The organism is Lysobacterales bacterium (genome assembly GCA_019634735.1).
In the GTDB taxonomy this organism is placed as follows: Bacteria; Pseudomonadota; Gammaproteobacteria; order Xanthomonadales; family UBA2363; genus Pseudofulvimonas.
The window spans coordinates 1-17,122 of the sequence record JAHCAT010000002.1; the positions used below are offsets into that span (position 1 = coordinate 1).

Annotated in this window: 7 protein-coding genes, 2 tRNA genes and 3 rRNA genes; 7 read left to right on the plus strand and 5 right to left on the minus strand. The window is 67.8% G+C overall.

Annotated features, from left to right (window positions below; translation table 11 throughout):
• The 5 genes from KF823_02745 to rrf all read left to right on the plus strand — a co-directional run.
• Window positions 1-458 (plus strand): 16S ribosomal RNA (locus KF823_02745); the annotation flags it as partial.
• A 146-nt stretch (window positions 459-604) separates the two neighbouring features.
• Window positions 605-681: transfer RNA gene (locus KF823_02750), tRNA-Ile, on the plus strand.
• A gap of 7 nt (window positions 682-688) precedes the next feature.
• Window positions 689-764, plus strand: a tRNA-Ala gene (locus KF823_02755).
• 186 nt (window positions 765-950) lie between these two features.
• A 23S ribosomal RNA gene (locus KF823_02760) occupies window positions 951-3,832 on the plus strand.
• A 92-nt stretch (window positions 3,833-3,924) separates the two neighbouring features.
• Window positions 3,925-4,039, plus strand: a 5S ribosomal RNA gene (gene rrf / locus KF823_02765).
• 179 nt (window positions 4,040-4,218) lie between these two features.
• Here rrf and KF823_02770 read toward each other — a convergent pair.
• Both KF823_02770 and KF823_02775 read right to left on the minus strand, forming a co-directional pair.
• Window positions 4,219-5,853: an acyl-CoA dehydrogenase family protein gene (locus KF823_02770; protein MBX3724818.1), complete on the minus strand. Its 1,635-nt coding sequence runs from the start codon at window positions 5,851-5,853 to the stop codon at window positions 4,219-4,221.
• 4 nt (window positions 5,854-5,857) lie between these two features.
• Window positions 5,858-8,224, minus strand: a complete 2,367-nt coding sequence (locus KF823_02775) for a prolyl oligopeptidase family serine peptidase (GenBank protein ID MBX3724819.1) — start codon at window positions 8,222-8,224, stop codon at window positions 5,858-5,860.
• A 185-nt stretch (window positions 8,225-8,409) separates the two neighbouring features.
• Between KF823_02775 and KF823_02780 the strand changes: the two genes are divergently transcribed.
• Window positions 8,410-11,538, plus strand: a complete 3,129-nt coding sequence (locus tag KF823_02780; GenBank protein ID MBX3724820.1) for an ankyrin repeat domain-containing protein — start codon at window positions 8,410-8,412, stop codon at window positions 11,536-11,538.
• A gap of 195 nt (window positions 11,539-11,733) precedes the next feature.
• Here KF823_02780 and KF823_02785 read toward each other — a convergent pair whose 3' ends face one another.
• The 3 genes from KF823_02785 to trxA form a co-directional block, all read right to left on the minus strand.
• Window positions 11,734-13,227 (minus strand): hypothetical protein, encoded by a 1,494-nt coding sequence (locus KF823_02785; GenBank protein ID MBX3724821.1) that lies wholly within the window; start codon window positions 13,225-13,227, stop codon window positions 11,734-11,736.
• A gap of 174 nt (window positions 13,228-13,401) precedes the next feature.
• On the minus strand, window positions 13,402-14,658 hold the full coding sequence (gene rho, locus KF823_02790) for a transcription termination factor Rho (GenBank protein MBX3724822.1): 1,257 nt from the start codon (window positions 14,656-14,658) through the stop codon (window positions 13,402-13,404).
• 212 nt (window positions 14,659-14,870) lie between these two features.
• A complete protein-coding gene (gene trxA / locus KF823_02795; GenBank protein MBX3724823.1) occupies window positions 14,871-15,206 on the minus strand; it encodes a thioredoxin in 336 nt (111 codons plus the stop codon).
• Window positions 15,207-15,377: 171 nt separating this feature from the next.
• Here trxA and KF823_02800 point away from each other — a divergent pair, with 171 nt between their 5' ends.
• Window positions 15,378-17,105, plus strand: a complete 1,728-nt coding sequence (locus tag KF823_02800) for a DEAD/DEAH box helicase (GenBank protein MBX3724824.1) — start codon at window positions 15,378-15,380, stop codon at window positions 17,103-17,105.
• Window positions 17,106-17,122 lie beyond the last annotated feature (17 nt).

The window sequence follows — 17,122 nt, forward strand, 5'->3', positions numbered from 1 at the left end:
GGGTTAAGTCCCGCAACGAGCGCAACCCTTGTCCTTAGTTGCCAGCACGTAATGGTGGGAACTCTAAGGAGACTGCCGGTGACAAACCGGAGGAAGGTGGGGATGACGTCAAGTCATCATGGCCCTTACGGCCAGGGCTACACACGTACTACAATGGTCGGTACAGAGGGTTGCGATACCGCGAGGTGGAGCCAATCCCAGAAAGCCGATCTCAGTCCGGATCGGAGTCTGCAACTCGACTCCGTGAAGTCGGAATCGCTAGTAATCGCGGATCAGCATTGTCGCGGTGAATACGTTCCCGGGCCTTGTACACACCGCCCGTCACACCATGGGAGTGGGCTGCTCCAGAAGCAGGTAGCGTAACCGCAAGGGGCGCGCTTGCCACGGAGTGGTTCATGACTGGGGTGAAGTCGTAACAAGGTAGCCGTATCGGAAGGTGCGGCTGGATCACCTCCTTTAGAGCATGGCTTCGCCGGTTCGAGGCGTCCACACAAGGCACTTGCACGTTCAGAGAAGCCGGCAGCACGGCGCTGAAACGGACGATCCGCGAGGAGCGTTCGTTTCGTTGCGTCTGCGCCACGGGTCATGGACCCGCAACAGATTTGGGTCTGTAGCTCAGGTGGTTAGAGCGCACCCCTGATAAGGGTGAGGCCGGTGGTTCGAGTCCTCCCAGACCCACCATTCCGCCGGGGCCATAGCTCAGCTGGGAGAGCACCTGCTTTGCAAGCAGGGGGTCGTCGGTTCGAACCCGACTGGCTCCACCAGACCTCTGAACGCAGCGCATACGAATTGAATGAAACCGGGTCGGCGTTGAGGCCGGTCGGGTGTTCTTTGAAAACTTGGGACGTAACAAGCGTTTTGGCTCGAACGAGTCGAACGTGTCGTTGAGGCAAGTAGGCGAAGCAACACGAGTTGTTTGCGTGTGACCCCGAGGCTTCTTGGGGTTATATGGTCAAGCGACTAAGCGCATACGGTGGATGCCTTGGCGGTCAGAGGCGATGAAGGACGTGGCAGCCTGCGAAAAGGGCCGGGGAGCTGGCAACGAGCTTTGATCCGGTCATGTCCGAATGGGGAAACCCACCGCGCAAGCGGTATCCCGTGCTGAATACATAGGTGCGGGAAGCGAACCCGGGGAACTGAAATATCTCAGTACCTGGAGGAAAAGAAATCAACCGAGATTCCCTGAGTAGCGACGAGCGAACGGGGAACAGCCCAAAAGTCGTGCAAGTTCTAGAGGAACGGCCTGGAAAGGCCGGCCATAGAAGGTGATAGCCCGGTACTCGAAAGGGCTTGTGCGATGAAAGTGAGTAGGGCGGGGCACGTGAAACCCTGTCTGAACATGGGGGGACCATCCTCCAAGGCTAAATACTCCTGACCGACCGATAGCGAACCAGTACCGTGAGGGAAAGGCGAAAAGAACCCCGGAGAGGGGAGTGAAATAGAACCTGAAACCGTATGCGTACAAGCAGTCAGAGCCCTGAAAGGGGTGATGGCGTACCTTTTGTATAATGGGTCAGCGACTTACGTTGTGTGGCGAGCTTAACCGTCTAGGGGAGGCGAAGGGAAACCGAGTCTGAACAGGGCGCACAGTCGCACGGCGTAGACCCGAAACCGGGTGATCTATCCATGCCCAGGGTGAAGGTCCGGTAACACGGACTGGAGGCCCGAACCCACTCCCGTTGCAAAGGTAGGGGATGAGGTGTGGATAGGAGTGAAAAGCTAATCGAACCCGGAGATAGCTGGTTCTCCTCGAAAGCTATTTAGGTAGCGCCTCGTGTATCACTGCTGGGGGTAGAGCACTGTTATGGCTAGCGGGTCATCGCGACTTAGCAAACCATGGCAAACTCCGAATACCAGCACGTGCAAGCACGGGAGACACACGGCGGGTGCTAACGTCCGTCGTGAAAAGGGAAACAACCCAGACCCGCAGCTAAGGTCCCAAAATCATGGCTAAGTGGTGAACGAAGTGGGAAGGCATAGACAGCCAGGAGGTTGGCTTAGAAGCAGCCACCCTTTAAAGAAAGCGTAATAGCTCACTGGTCGAGTCGGCCCGCGCGGAAGATTTAACGGGGCTCAAGCCATGTACCGAAGCTCGGGGTTCATCCGCAAGGGTGAGCGGTAGAGGAGCGTTCCGTACGCCTGTGAAGGTGAGTCGAGAGGCTTGCTGGAGGTATCGGAAGTGCGAATGCTGACATGAGTAACGATAAGGGGGGTGAAAAGCCCCCCCGCCGAAAGCCCAAGGTTTCCTCGCGCAACGTTCATCGGCGCAGGGTGAGTCGGTCCCTAAGGCGAGGCGGAAACGCGTAGTCGATGGGAAGCTGGTTAATATTCCAGCACTTCATCGTGATGCGATGGGGGGACGGAGAAGGGTAGGTGTACCGGGCGTTGGTTGTCCCGGGGAAAGGCGGTAGGCATGAGGGTTAGGCAAATCCGGCCCTCTTTATGCCGAGCACCGAGACGAGTCCTTTTGGACGAAGTCACTGATCCCACGCTTCCAGGAAAAGCCCCTAAGCTTCAGTCACGATGGAACCGTACCGCAATCCGACACAGGTAGGCAGGGTGAGAATCCCAAGGCGCTTGAGAGAACTCGGGTGAAGGAACTAGGCAACATAGCACCGTAACTTCGGGAGAAGGTGCGCCCGGAGGCGTGGCTCCATGCGGAGCTGAGCGTTTCCGGGCCGCAGTGACCAGGCCGCTGCGACTGTTTATCAAAAACACAGCACTCTGCAAACACGAAAGTGGACGTATAGGGTGTGACACCTGCCCGGTGCCGGAAGGTTAATTGATGGGGTCAGCCGCAAGGCGAAGCTCTTGATCGAAGCCCCGGTAAACGGCGGCCGTAACTATAACGGTCCTAAGGTAGCGAAATTCCTTGTCGGGTAAGTTCCGACCTGCACGAATGGTGTAACGACAGCGGCGCTGTCTCCACCCGAGACTCAGTGAAATTGAAATCGCTGTGAAGATGCAGCGTTCCCGCGGCAAGACGGAAAGACCCCGTGAACCTTTACTATAGCTTTACACTGAACGTTGAGTTCGTCTGTGTAGGATAGGTGGGAGGCTATGAAACCAGGACGCTAGTCTTGGCGGAGCCATCCTTGAAATACCACCCTGATGTGCTTGACGTTCTAACCTGGGCCCGTGATCCGGGTCGGGGACCGTGTATGGTGGGTAGTTTGACTGGGGCGGTCTCCTCCCAAAGAGTAACGGAGGAGCACGAAGGTGCGCTCAGCACGGTCGGACATCGTGCAGTGTGTGTAAGGGCATAAGCGCGCTTGACTGCGAGATCGACGGATCAAGCAGGTACGAAAGTAGGTCCTAGTGATCCGGTGGTTCTGTATGGAAGGGCCATCGCTCAACGGATAAAAGGTACTCCGGGGATAACAGGCTGATACCGCCCAAGAGTTCATATCGACGGCGGTGTTTGGCACCTCGATGTCGGCTCATCACATCCTGGGGCTGTAGTCGGTCCCAAGGGTATGGCTGTTCGCCATTTAAAGTGGTACGCGAGCTGGGTTCAGAACGTCGTGAGACAGTTCGGTCCCTATCTGTCGTGGGCGTTGGAGATTTGAGGGGGGCTGCTCCTAGTACGAGAGGACCGGAGTGGACGTGCCTCTGGTGTTCCGGTTGTCATGCCAATGGCATTGCCGGGTAGCTATGCACGGAAGAGATAACCGCTGAAAGCATCTAAGCGGGAAACTCGCCCCAAGATGAGATCTCCCGGGACACAAGTCCCCTGAAGGCACCAGGAAGACCACCTGGTTGATAGGCGCGATGTGGAAGGGTGGCAACACCTTGAGCTAACGCGTACTAATGCGCCGTGCGGCTTGATCCTATCCCTCAATCCTCACTGACACGTCTCTCCCACAGGCCTCAGAGCATGGACAAAATCCATGCACAAACCCTTGCTACATCCACCAACTTATTCCTGGCGACCATAGCGGTGTGGTACCACCCGATCCCATCCCGAACTCGGAAGTGAAACGCACAAGCGCCGATGGTAGTGTGGCCTAAGCCATGCGAGAGTAGGTCATCGCCAGGAGCTTCATCCAAACGCCCCGCGCAGCAATGCAGCGGGGCGTTTACTTTGCGCGGGATCAAATGGCGATGCGCGGGTGGAAACCCGGGGAAGAGAGGCCCGCGGAAACGCCGGGATCGAGGGCCATCGACACGCGACGGGATCGGTGGAACCCACCTGGCGGCGGGGGTCGGGAGTGCCCCTCAGGCGGCAGGCAGGGCCCGGTCGACGAGCGACCGACAGTCGATGCCGTCTGGAAGCTGGCCGAAACAAGCCGCCGGCTGTCCCAGCCGCGCGCCGATGAATGCGTGGGCGACGCTGGCAGGCGCGTGCTCGCGCAGGACGCCCGCCTGGACCAGTTGCGCGACATTGGCGGCCAGGCGGCGCGCCGACGCTTCAAGCGCATCGTCTGGCGTGGCTTCCAGCGCGGCGCGGCAGGTTCGCCAACGCGCCCGGGCGATGGCATCGCTGTCGCACAGCGGGGCCAGGAGGTTGTCAAGGGCGGCCAGGGTGCCCTGATCGCGTGTCGCTCGCAGCAGGTCGAGGCACTGGATGTTGCCGCAGCCTTCCCAGATCGAATTCAGGGGCGCCTCGCGATAGAGCCGCGCGAGTGGCGATTCCTCGACATAGCCGATGCCGCCCAGGCATTCCATGGCCTCGTTCACCACGGCCGGCGCGCGCCTGCAGATCCAGAACTTCCCGAGCGGGGTCAAGACCCGTGCAAGCGCCGCCTCGCCCGCATCGCCAGCGGAGGCGTCGATGGCACGGGCGGTGCGCAACGCAAGAGACATGGCCGCCTCGGACTCCAGCGCGAGGTCGGCCAGCACCGCCGCCATCAGCGGCTGCTCGCGCAACAGCCGGCCGAACGCGCGCCGGTGGCTTACATGATGCAAGGCCTGGAACAGCGCCTGGCGCATCAGCGCGGCCGATCCCACCATGCAGTCCAGGCGCGTCAGCGCCACCATCTGCAGGATGGTGGCGACGCCACGGCCCTCGTCGCCGATCCGCCAGGCCAGGGCCTGGTCGAACTCCACTTCGGACGAGGCATTGGCGTGGTTGCCGAGCTTGTCCTTGAGGCGCATCAGGCGCAGGCCGTTGCGGCTGCCGGCCGAGCGCCAGCGCGGCAGCAGAAAGCAGCTCAGCCCGCCTTCGGCCTGTGCCAGCACGACGAAGGCATCCGACATCGGTGCCGAGAAGAACCACTTGTGGCCGGTCAGCAGGTAGCTGCCGTCGGCCTGCCGGTCCGCGCGGGTGGTGTTGCTGCGGACATCCGACCCGCCCTGCTTCTCGGTCATCCCCATGCCGATCAGCAGACCGTGCTTGCCGGAGCGGTGGGCATCCGTGGCGTCGTAGTGGTCCGACAGGACACCGCGCAACCAGTCTTCGCCGAGCGCCCCGGCCTGGCGCAGCACAGGGACCGCGGCATAGGTCATGGTCAGCGGGCAATTGCTGCCGGGTTCCGCCTGGTGGTGCAGGTACTCCATGGCCGCGCGCGCGACGTGGGCGCCCGGCCGGTCATCCTGCCAGGGCCCGGCATGCAATCCGTGGCCGACGGCGATCGACATGACCTCGTGATAGGCGCGATCGTATTCGACGGCATCGACGCGGTGGCCGTAGCGGTCATGGCTGTGCAGCCGGGGCCGGTTGCGGGCGGCCAGCTCGCCGAGCGCCATCAGTTCGCCGCCGGCCAGCGCGCCGTAGGCCTCCAGGGTTTGCTCCGCCCACCCGGCACCGTTGGCGGCCACGGCTTCGACGAGCGGAAGGTCCGCGCGGTAGAGGTTGAAAACCGGGAAAGGCGGTGGCTGGTTGCTCACCTGGTGGGTCGCCGCCACCGCCACGTCCTCAGTGCACGCCGCGCAGGTTGCGCTCGAACAGCTTGAGCACCCGGCGGTACTGGTCCAGCCAGCTCTCCGGATGGACGTAGCCGTGCCGCTCCAGCGGGTAGCTGGCCAGCTCCCAGTCTTCCTTGCGCAGCTCGATGAGGCGCTGCGCCAGCATCACCGCGTCCTGGTAGAACACGTTGTCGTCCATCATGCCGTGCGCGATCAGGAGGTGGCCCCGAAGGTTCTCCGCGTATTCGATCGGCGAACTGATCCGGTGCGCTTCCGGATCGACGTCCGGAGTGTTCAGGATGTTGGCGGTGTAGCCGTGGTTGTAGTGGCGCCAGTCGGTGACCGGCCGCAACGCGGCGCCCGCATGGAAGCGGTCCGGCTCGCGGAACAGCGCCATCAGCGCCATGAAGCCGCCATACGAGCCGCCGTAGACGCCGACACGTTCCGGATCGCCCTGGTGATGCTCGACCAGCCAGTCGAGTCCGTCGACCAGGTCCTCCAGCTCCGGGTGGCCCATGCGACGGTAGATGGCCGTGCGCCAGTCGCGTCCGTAGCCTGCGGAGGCCCGGAAGTCCATGTCCAGTACGAGGTAGCCCCGCTCGACCAGCAGGTGGTGGAACATCTGCTCCCGGTAGTACTGCGGGAAACGGTGGTGGCTGTTCTGCAGGTAGCCTGCGCCATGAACGAACAGCACGATCGGGTAGCGCCTGCCGGGCTCCATGCGGGCGGGCCTGTAGAGCTTCGACCAGACCGCATCGGCCTGGTGGCTGGATGGTACGGCCACCACCTCCATGTCGGGCCACTCGATGGCCCGGTAGGCCGCGGTGCGGGTGTCGGTGAGCGTACGCAGCGATCGGCTGCCGAGATCCAGCACCGCCAGCTGCGTCGGCACATGGGTCGAGGAGTGCAGGACCAGCGCCCGGCGCTGGTCCGGCGACACCACGTAGCGCTCGACGCCGCGCAGTTCGGTCAGGCGACGGGGGGTGCCGCCGTCGACCGCCACTTCGTAGAGGTCGAACATGGTCGGCTGTTCGGCGTTGCCGATGAAGATGAACCGCCTGCCGTCCGCCATCAGCGTCGGAGACTGCGCTTCGAACCGGCCCTGGGTGAGCGCCCGGGCCGCACCGGTGCCCACCGGCTTCAGGTAGAGGTGCCCGAAACCGCTGCGCTCGCTCTGGAACCAGAGCGTACGGCCGTCGGGCAGCCAGCCGAAATCGTTGAAGGTCCAGCCGATCCATGCCGTGTCGGTGAGCCTGTCCTCGACCGCGAGGTCGGCGCCCTGCACGTCCGGAGCCATCGAGACCAGCCAGCGGTCCTTGTTGTCGACCGATCGGAGCATCAGGGCAAGACGGGATCCTTCCGCGTTCCAGCGGCTGCCCAGCAGAGACACGGCGCGTTGCTCAGGCGCCTTGGGAGCCGCGGGATTGCCCTCACGAAGAAAGGCCAGCGGGTCCTCGGCCACGCCCGGCAGCTTGCCCAGGTCGATGGGCTGGCGGGTACGCGTCTGGATGTCCAGCAATTCGAACTGCACGCCCTGAGGCAAGTTCCTGCCGACCCGCGTGCGCACCTCCTCGATCTCGGTGTAGCCGGATTCGGTGACGTACAGCGGCATCTTGCCCCGCTCACCCGCCTCGGCGGATTCGGCGGCAGTGACGATCAGGAGCCAGCGCCCGTTCGGGGACGGCTCGCTGGCAACCAGCCTGCGCCCCTTGCCCAGAAACCAGGGTGCCGGCGCCCGGCTGCTGTCGACCCCTCGCTGACGCAGGTCCTCGGAGCGCTCAGCTGCGCGATCGGCGCGTTGCCTCGCGAGCGTGTCGAACAGGCGAAGCTGCACCTGGCGCAGCAGCTCGTCCTTGCCGGCCGAGTCGGGCTCGTCTTCCATGCGCAGGTCGATCAGCGGCCTGGCCATGCCGGTGGCGGCGTCCATGATCAGCCAGCGCTCGCCGGCGCGGACCAGGACCCGGCCATCGGCCATGAAGCGGGGCTCGGCCAGGCCATCGACACCCCGGCTCAGCTGAGTCAGCCGGCCGCTGCGCAAATCGCGGATGAACAGGTCGCCATTGCGCAGGAACAGGGCCCGGCGGCGATCGCGATCGAACACAGGCGCCGCACCATCCAGGACAGCCAGGCGATCGTCGCCGACCGCGGCGTCGCGTTCGCCGCGCAGGTTGATCGCGCGCGTGTCCCGCAACGGACTGCCGGCGCGCTTGATGCGATAGAGCGCTTCGCGGCCGTCCAGGGACCACCATGCGTCCTCGACCGGAGGTCCGATCCAGTCCGGGTGTTCCATGATCTGCTCGAGGTCCGGCAGGGCGGCACGGGCCAGGGCGGGGATCAGGGCCATCAGGGCGGCCAGCAGGAGCGCGGTTCTTCGCATCGGCGTCGGGTTCCGGGTGGGGTGATTGCAGGATAGGACAAGGCGGCGCACCCGGCGGCCGAGCCGCCGCATGGACACGCCGATCGGTCGCGGCGGCGCCCGATCCGCTCGAAGCCCCCGGCGGACCCGCCCCGGATGCCGTCGCTGGCGGGAGGAGGCTGCCAATCCCCGGTAGACTTCCGGTCATGGTCGAACCTGCCATTCCGGACCGGGTGCCCCGAGCCTCAGCATCCATCGGCGTCCTGGCCGGCGCATCGGCCGCAATCCTGCTTCATTCCATCGCCGAGCCGTTGCCAGCCCTGCTGCTTTCGTTCGCCTGCTGGTCGCTGGCGCTTGCCCTGCTGCCTGCGTGGTCGATGCCGCACCTGCGCCTGGCCACCGCAGCCGGCCTCGTTCTTGCCCATGGCGCGGTGCTTGCGGTGCTGATTTTCCCTGCGCTGTGGTGGTGGTGGAACGCGGCATCCCTGTCGGCTGCCCTGGCAATTGCTCTGGCGATCGCACTGGCCGTGGTCCTGGCAATGCCCTGCTGGCTTGCGCCGGCCCTCTCCGAAGCGGACGGCAATGGGCGTTCAGGCGTGCGCGCGGCCCTCGCCAGGGCCAGGTCGCTGACCGCGCTGGACGAGGCGCTTCTGTGGCGGGGGCTGCTGCCGATGACGATGCAGGTGCTGGCGCTGGCAGCGCCGATCCTGATGGCCTCGGCCGCCGCCCGGGCCTCGGGCTGGCCGGTGCTGCTCGCCATCGCGGCAACCGGCCTGATGCTGGGGTTCGCCGCGCAACGCATGCAAGCGGGCGCAGCCACCCCGGCACCGGGCGACGCCGAGCAGCCGCCCGCGGCCATTCCGTTGCCGGTACCCGCCGACCCCGGAGAGCGGACCTGGCTGCTGCGGCAGTCCTTGCGCGCCGGCGAGGTGGACCATGCACTGGCCCTCCTTGCCGCAGGTGCCGACGTACTCGCCCCGGCCTGGCCGGACGAGCCGGAGCAGCGCTGCGCGTTGATCATCGCCGCCGGCATGAACGATTCGCGGCCGCTGCGCGCCATGCTGGCTGCCGGTATCGATGTCAATCACGCGGCACAGGGGATGACACCCCTGCTTGTGGCCACGCGCGCCAGCTACTACGGACGTCCGGAAACCGTGCTCGCGCTGATCGCCAACGGCGCCGACGCCATGGCGCGCTGTCCTGAGGGGCGCACTCCGCTGCACCACGCTGCGTTGAGCGTCGACCCGGCGGTCGCGGCCACCCTGCTCGACGCCGGCACCGCGATCGACGCGTCCGACGACGAGGGGCACACGCCGCTCTCGCTCGCCTGCTCGGTCGGCAATGCCGCCGTCGTGCGCCTGCTGCTCGAGCGCCAGGCGTCGCTGGCGGTGCCGGGCGCGTTGCCGGCACTTGCGGCGGCGGCGCAGGCGGGCGAGGGCGACCCGCGGATTCTCGGCTGGCTGCTCCAGGCCAAGGCGCCGTTGGCCGCTGCCGATGCCCAGGGTTGGACCGCCCTGCATCACGCCGCCGCCGCCGGCAACCGACTCGCCGCGGAGCGGCTGATCGATGCGGGCGCCGACGTCGGTGCCCGCGACCAGCGCGGGCGGACACCGCTGCACCTGGCCTGGCTTGCCTCGGAGACGGACGCTGCACTGTGCGAACTGCTGCTGCGGGCCGGCGCCGATGCGGACGTCGCCGACGACGAAGGCCACACTCCGCGCGCGCTGCAGGCGGCCCGCTCTCCTCAGCCGGCGTTGCCGCTCGAGGCGGGCGCCGCGGATCCCGGCGTCGAGCTCGGGGAGGTGCTGCTGGCCGACGGCCAGGCTGCGGCGCTGACCGCCTGGCTGGCCCGCGCCGGAGATCCGCAACGGGTCCGGCTGGCCCTCGCCGCCGCACGTCTGGGTGCCCGCCGGGCCCTGGCCGACGCACTGGCGCGGCCTTTGTCCGCAGACGCCGTCGACGACCTCGACCAGCCGGCTCTGGCCGCGGCCCTGGCCGACGCCGAACCTTCGCTTGCCCTGCTGCGCGCCCTGCCGGCCGCCGGCGTGAGCGTGGCCGGCGGCGCCTGGCTGGCCAGGCTGCTTGCCTGCGGCGTGGGGCCGGTGGAGCAGCTCGAGTCGGTGGCCCTTGCCTGGCTGGAAGCGGGTGCGGACCCGTTCGCCCCCTGCGAAGGTGCATCGCCGCTGACGTTGGCCAGCGCGGCCGGCTGCGAGCGCCTGCTGGGCGTGCTGCTCGAACGGGGGTGCGACCCGCGCCAGGCCGATCGGGCGGGGTCGACCCCCCTGCACCATGCGCTGCGCCAGCCCGACGAACTGGCTCTGCAGATGGTGTGCAAGCTGCTGGCCGCCGGTGCCGACCCGGGTCAGCCGGACTGTGCCGGGGAAACGGCGCTGGCGCAGGCCCAGGCCGAGGGCCGAACCACCCTGCTGCCCTGGCTGCGCTGGTCGGACTGGAGGCTGCCGGGCCGTCGCCTCTCCGGGCATGACCTGGTGGCCGCGGCGGCGGTGGGGGACCTGGCGGCGGTCCGCCGTCTGCGCGCGCTCGGAATCCCGGCCGAAGGTCGCGACCCCCAGGGCTGCACGCCCCTGATCCGTGCCGCCGGCGGTGGCCATGCCGGGGTGGTGGCGGCCCTGCTGGCCTCCGGGGCCGACCTTTCGTCGCGCTCGCATTCGGGCATGTCGCCGTTGAGCGCTGCCGTGGTGGCCGGCCACGAGGCCGTGGTCACGCTTCTGCTGGAGGCAGGCGCTGCGCCCGAGCAGCGGCTCGCTGGAGAGGCCACCGCCCTGGTCGTGGCTGCCGCCTGCGGTGCGGTTGGCAGCGTCCGCGCCCTGCTGTCCGCAGGCGCATCTGTGATCGCCCGCGACAGCAATGGCAACGCGCCCTTGCACGCCGCCGCCGGCTTCGCCTTCGGAAGCCGGGATGCGTCCCGTGTGCGCGCGTTGCTGCTTGAGCTGCTGTCCGCGGGCGCGACCGTCGATGCCAGCAACCATGCCGGACTGACGCCCCTGCACGTGGCCTGCGGTGCGGCGGCTGCGGCGCCACCGGACAGCGTCGGCGTCGAGGCGGCGCTCGACGTGCTGCTTTCCCGCTCCTCCGCGCATGCCATGGTCGACCGCAAGGGTTGCCTGCCGCTGCATTACGCGGCCGCGAACGGCCTGGCTGGCAGCGTGCGGCGTCTGGTGGCGCGGGGTGCCGACGCCGGCCAGCGCGACCATGGTGGCTGGAGCGCGCTGGACTACGCTGTCCGCTACGGCCACAGCGACGTGGTCAACGACCTGCAGCGGGCTGCCGGGTCCTACGCCGCGGCGCCCGCGGTGCCGTTACGCCCGGCCTGAGTCCTCGGGGGCGCGGGTCGGAAACCGGCTGACACGACCTGCAGCCACCTGGTCAGGACTGCGCCAGGCCGCTGCGCCGCCGGCAGGCCGGGCAGGCCAATCCGCAGCCATCCCCCATCGTCCCGAAGATGCGCAGCTCGGCCCTGCGTCCAGGCGGATCGCCGCTGCGTGCCCGCTGCGGCATGGCCGGACGGCTCAGTCGCCGGCGTGTCCCACAGGGCGTTCGAACGCCCCGCTTGCAACCGACAGGGATGTTCCGGCCGGCTGGGGCACGTGATCGGCGCAGGCGCCGTCCAGCGCCGGGCCTGCCAGCGACAGCACCAGCAGAGCCGTCGCTGCCAGTGCGGCAACCGGCGCGCGCCAGCCGGGCCACAATCCCCGGAGGGCTGTCGCGGCATGGGTCGTGGCGGCGGACTCGCCCAGTCGGACCAGAAGGTGCGCGGCGAACAGGCACAGCACCGGCAGCATGGGCACGAGGAAGCGCGTCTTCACATGCAGCCCGCCGAACAGCGCGAGCTGGTAGCCGAGAAAGACCAGCAACAGCCAGATCCAGGGGCGGCGCCAGTCACGCCAGGCGAGCAGACCCAGCCCGGCCATCAGCAGCAGCGCCAGGTGCCAGCCGCGGGCGAGGTGGTCGACCGCGGAAACCAGCCAGGGCGTGCGCAGGCTGTACAGGCCGATATGGCCACGGCAGGCCGGCCCCGGCAACTGCGCCGACAGCGTGGTACGGGCATCGAAGAGCCGGAAGTACTGTCGTCCGGCCTGGCGCGCCAGGGTGGCCACCACACCTTGCGCCTCCACGATGCCCAGCGCCTGTTCGCGCGCGTAGGCGGCGCGCCCGCTGGCGTCATCGGCGCTGGCGAGGTACTCGGCCATGCGTTCGCCGGTCTCGTCGAACACGTAGTCGCTGCGCCAGCGGTCGCCCAGGCCCACCCAGAGGTTGAACCACGAGGAATCGGCGATGGTCGCCCGGCCGGTTTCCTGCCAGCTCCGGTGCACGACCGGCCCGGTCACCAGCAGCGCGCCAAGCCCGAAGGCCGCCAGCGCGGCGAGGCTGCGTCCGGGTGCCCGGCGCTGCCAGAGCGTGACGAGCAGCAGCGGCCAGAATCCCGCCAGCAGGCTCTTGGCCAGCAGGCACAGGCCGAGCGCTGCGCCGGCCAGGCCTGCGACTGCGGTCGCGCGCCTGGCATCCGTAAGGCCGCGGCGCGCCAGCAGCAGCCAGGCCAGCAGCAGGCTGGCGAACAGGTGCATGATCTCCGGCCAGAGCCAGGTCGCGAAGGCGATGGTGGCCGGATTCACCACGAGGGCGATGGCCGCCCAGTCGGCGGTCCGGGTGTCGCCGGTCAGCAGCAGGCAGCAGCGCTGCAGCAGCACGCCCGACAGCACCAGCAGCGCGAGCTGGACGAGCTGCACGGCCAGCACGTGCGGGCCGGCAAGGGCGTAGACCGCCGCCATGAACAGACCTTGCAGGGGCGGCCAGAGCAGACGGGGATCGAACCAGTCGCCGCCGGCCAGTACAGACAGCGCCATCGGCTGGTAGACCGAGACCTCGTCGCCGGCCAGCTGCTTGGCCTGGGGAAACCAGTACAGAGCCAGCAGCCCGGCCGACAGCACCAGCCAGGCAAGGGCGGCGCCCAGCAGTCTGCGGCGGCGGTCGGACGAGGGGGCGGGTTGCGGCGTTTCCGGCATGACGGCAGGGCGGGGACCAACCGCCGATGCTAGTGCAGTAGCTTCCACCCGAGGGGTCGCTGCGGCGGCGCATTGCGCCCCTGGCCGCGGTCGGGTGCATCGGCGTGGCGGCGCGCCGGGAGAACCGGGCTGCGCGCGCCGCGACCGGCGGCCGCTGGTGCGCGGCCGCTTCGATCAGCGCTTCATGCTCGCGAAGAACTCGTCGTTGCTCTTCGTGGTCTTCATCTTGTCGAGCAGGAATTCCATGGCCGAGATGTCGTCCATGGGGTGGACCAGCTTGCGCAGGATCCAGATCTTCTGCAGGAGATCCGGCTCGATCAGCAGGTCCTCGCGGCGCGTGCCCGAGCGGTTGATGTCGATCGCCGGGTAGACGCGCTTCTCGGCGATCCGGCGGTTCAGGTGCACCTCCATGTTGCCGGTGCCCTTGAACTCCTCGTAGATCACCTCGTCCATCTTCGACCCGGTGTCGACCAGGGTGGTGGCGATGATGGTCAGCGAGCCGCCTTCCTCGACATTGCGCGCGGCGCCGAAGAAGCGCTTCGGCCGCTGCAGGGCATTGGCGTCGACGCCGCCGGTCAGGACCTTGCCCGAGCTCGGAACCACGGTGTTGTAGGCGCGCGCCAGGCGGGTGATGGAGTCGAGCAGGATGACCACGTCCTTCTTGTGCTCGACCAGGCGCTTGGCCCGCTCGATCACCATTTCGGCCACCTGCACGTGGCGCGCCGCCGGCTCGTCGAAGGTCGAGGAGATCACCTCGGCGCGCACGGTGCGCTGCATCTCGGTGACTTCCTCGGGCCGCTCGTCGATCAGCAGCACCATCATGTGGACGTCGGGATGGTTGGTGGTGATCGCGGTGGCGACCTGCTGCATGAGCATGGTCTTGCCGGCCTTGGGCGGCGACACGATCAGGCCGCGCTGGCCCTTGCCGATCGGCGCGAACAGGTCGAGCACGCGACCGGTGATGTCCTCGGTCGAGCCGTTGCCGCGCTCGAGCACGAAGCGCTGGCGGGGGAACAGCGGCGTCAGGTTCTCGAACAGGACCTTGTTCTTGCTGGCCTCCGGCGGCTCGTCGTTGATGTCGTCGACCTTCAGCAGGGCGAAGTAGCGCTCGCCTTCCTTCGGGCTGCGCACCTTGCCGCGGATGTAGTCGCCGGTGCGCAGGTTGAAGCGCCGGATCTGGCTGGGCGACACGTAGACGTCGTCCGGCCCGGCCAGGTAGCTGGCCTCGGCGCCGCGCAGGAACCCGAAGCCGTCAGGCAGGATCTCCAGCACGCCTTCGGCGTCGATGCCTTCGCCGCTCTTGGCCAGCTGCTTGAGCAGGGCGAAGATGACATCGTTCTTGCGGGCCCGGGCGACGCCCTCGATGCCCAGTTCCTCGGCCCAGGCAACCAGCTCGGCCGGGGGTTTCCGTTTCAGTTCGGTCAGATTCATGGCAGCACTCGACGCGCCGGGAGGGCGCGGATGGATCGATTCGGAGAAGCCCGTGCGGGACCGCGCGGGAGGGTTGAATCGGGAAGGCGACGGCCCGATGGGCGGTCGACGGCGTCTAACTTAACGGCGCGGCGCGGCGCTGTCCAGCCCACGGCGCGCGGCGATTCAGGCCGGCCGGCCGGACCCCGCCGATCCGGCCGGTCGGCTGGCGATCAGGCGATCGCCTTGTCCACGAACTGCCGGAGCGCGCTGCGGGCATTTCCGGACAGGCCGATCTGCGTGGCGTGCGGCTTGCCGTCGCGGAACACGATCAGGGTTGGGATGCTGCGCACGTTGTAGCTGACCGCCAGGCGCTGGGCCTGGTCGACATTCAGCTTGGCGACCTTGAGGCGGCCGGCATACTCGTCCGCCAGCTCGTCCAGCAGCGGGGCGATCGCCTTGCATGGGCCGCACCACTCGGCCCAGAAGTCCACCAGGACCGGCTCGCCGGCCTCCAGAACCTGGCCCTGGAAGTCGCTTTCGCCGACGTGGACGATGTGCTCGCTCATGAGGTCTCCTTGCCGTGCAACCGCGCGGCAAGGCACGGTTTGCGTTAATATTTGCCGGGTCGGCGCGCCATCCAGGCGGGCCCCTGCGGTCTCCGGCATTGTGGGACCGCCCTCCTGGCAATTCAAGAATGCCACCCACCATGCGGCGCGCGTCGCGCGTCGGAGACCCCCATGCAGCAACCCCTGACCGACGTCTTCTTCTCCAGCTTCGACCTCCATCCCGACCTGCTCTCCGGCCTCGAGGCCACCGGTTTCACGCGCTGCACGCCGATCCAGGCGCTGACCCTGCCCGAAGCGCTGCAGGGCGTCGATGTCGCCGGCCAGGCGCAGACCGGTACCGGCAAGACCGGCGCCTTCCTGGTCGCCGCCTTCCAGCGTCTGCTGACCCGCGACGCGCTGCCCGAACGGCGCACCGGCGACCCCCGCGTGCTGATCGTCGCGCCGACCCGTGAACTGGCCATCCAGATCCACAAGGACGCCATGGCGATCGGCCGCAACACCGGCCTGCGCATGGCGCTGGCCTACGGCGGCACCGACTACGACAAGCAGCGCCAGGCGCTGCAGGACGGCATCGACGTGCTGATCGCGACGCCGGGCCGGCTGATCGACTACTACAAGCAGGGCGCCGTCGACTTCCGCGGCGTCGAGGTGGTGGTGATCGACGAGGCCGACCGCATGTTCGACCTCGGCTTCATCAAGGACATCCGCTACGTGCTGCGCAGGCTGCCGGCCAGCGACCGCCGCCAGGGACTGCTCTATTCGGCGACCCTCAGCCACCGGGTGCGCGAGCTCGCCTACGAGCACATGAACAACCCGATCGAGCTCAAGGTCGAGACCGACAACGTGACCGCCGACCGCGTCAAGCAGGTCGTCTATTTTCCGGCCGCCGACGAGAAGAAGCCGCTGCTCCTGAACCTGATGAAGCACCTGGCGGTCGAGCGCACCATCGTGTTCGTCAACACCCGGCACTGGGTGGAGCGCGTCACCGAATGGCTGAAGCGCTACGGTTGGAGGGTCGGTGCGTTGTCCGGCGACGTCCCGCAGAAGAAGCGCGAGAGCCTGCTGCGTCGCTTCCAGGCCGGCGAGGTGGATGTCCTGGTGGCCACCGACGTCGCCGCGCGCGGCCTGCACATCCCGGCGGTCAGTCATGTCATCAACTACGACCTGCCGCAGGATGCCGAGGACTACGTGCACCGGATCGGGCGCACCGCGCGCCTTGGTGCGGAGGGCGACGCAGTCAGCTTCGCCTGCGAGACCTATGCGGTCAGCCTGCCCGACATCGAGGCCTATATCGGCCAGTCGATCCCGCGCGGCCAGATCGATCCGGCCTGGCTGGCGATGCCGGCGGCGCCGCCGCGCAGCAGCCTTGCCGGCGAGGTCGACGCCGATGATGCCGATGCCGACGACGGCAGCTCGGCCGCTCATGACCGGCCACCGCGGCGCGAGCGCGACGGCCGCGCCGGTGGCGGTCGTGGCGGCCGCAGCGGAGACGGCCGCGGCCGCGAAGGGCGGGGCGGCGGATCGCGCAGTGGTGCGCCTCGCGGCGAGCGCCGTCCGCGCAGCGCCGAGCCGGCCGGAACCGGGAACGTCGAGGCGACAGCCAGTGCCGGCGAGCCGGTCGCGGTCGAGGCCACGGCCCTCCCGGCGGCGGCCTTGGCCGGCGCCAGCGCCGGTACGCCCGGAAAGCGCCGCCGCCGCGGCGGCCGGAACCGTCGCAAGGGCGGCGAGAACGCATCCGGCGAGGCCGCGAACGCCGCCGCGCCGGCGCAGACGCAGGCCGCCCGCGGTCGCCATGAGCCGCGCCCGGCCGGCAAGCGCAAGGACCATGAGCAGGCGCATCGCAAGGAGTCCGGGCTGCGCAGCCTGGTCAACCGCATCCGTAACCTGTTCCGGCGCTGAGCGATTTCCCGGGTTGA

Coding starts and splice junctions, on each gene's coding strand:
- KF823_02775 (MBX3724819.1), bottom strand. CDS start 8,224: ATGCGAAGAACCGCGCTCCTGCTGGCCGCCCTGATGGCCCTGATCCCC.
- KF823_02780 (MBX3724820.1), top strand. CDS start 8,410: ATGGTCGAACCTGCCATTCCGGACCGGGTGCCCCGAGCCTCAGCATCC.
- KF823_02785 (MBX3724821.1), bottom strand. CDS start 13,227: ATGCCGGAAACGCCGCAACCCGCCCCCTCGTCCGACCGCCGCCGCAGA.
- rho (MBX3724822.1), bottom strand. CDS start 14,658: ATGAATCTGACCGAACTGAAACGGAAACCCCCGGCCGAGCTGGTTGCC.
- trxA (MBX3724823.1), bottom strand. CDS start 15,206: ATGAGCGAGCACATCGTCCACGTCGGCGAAAGCGACTTCCAGGGCCAG.
- KF823_02800 (MBX3724824.1), top strand. CDS start 15,378: ATGCAGCAACCCCTGACCGACGTCTTCTTCTCCAGCTTCGACCTCCAT.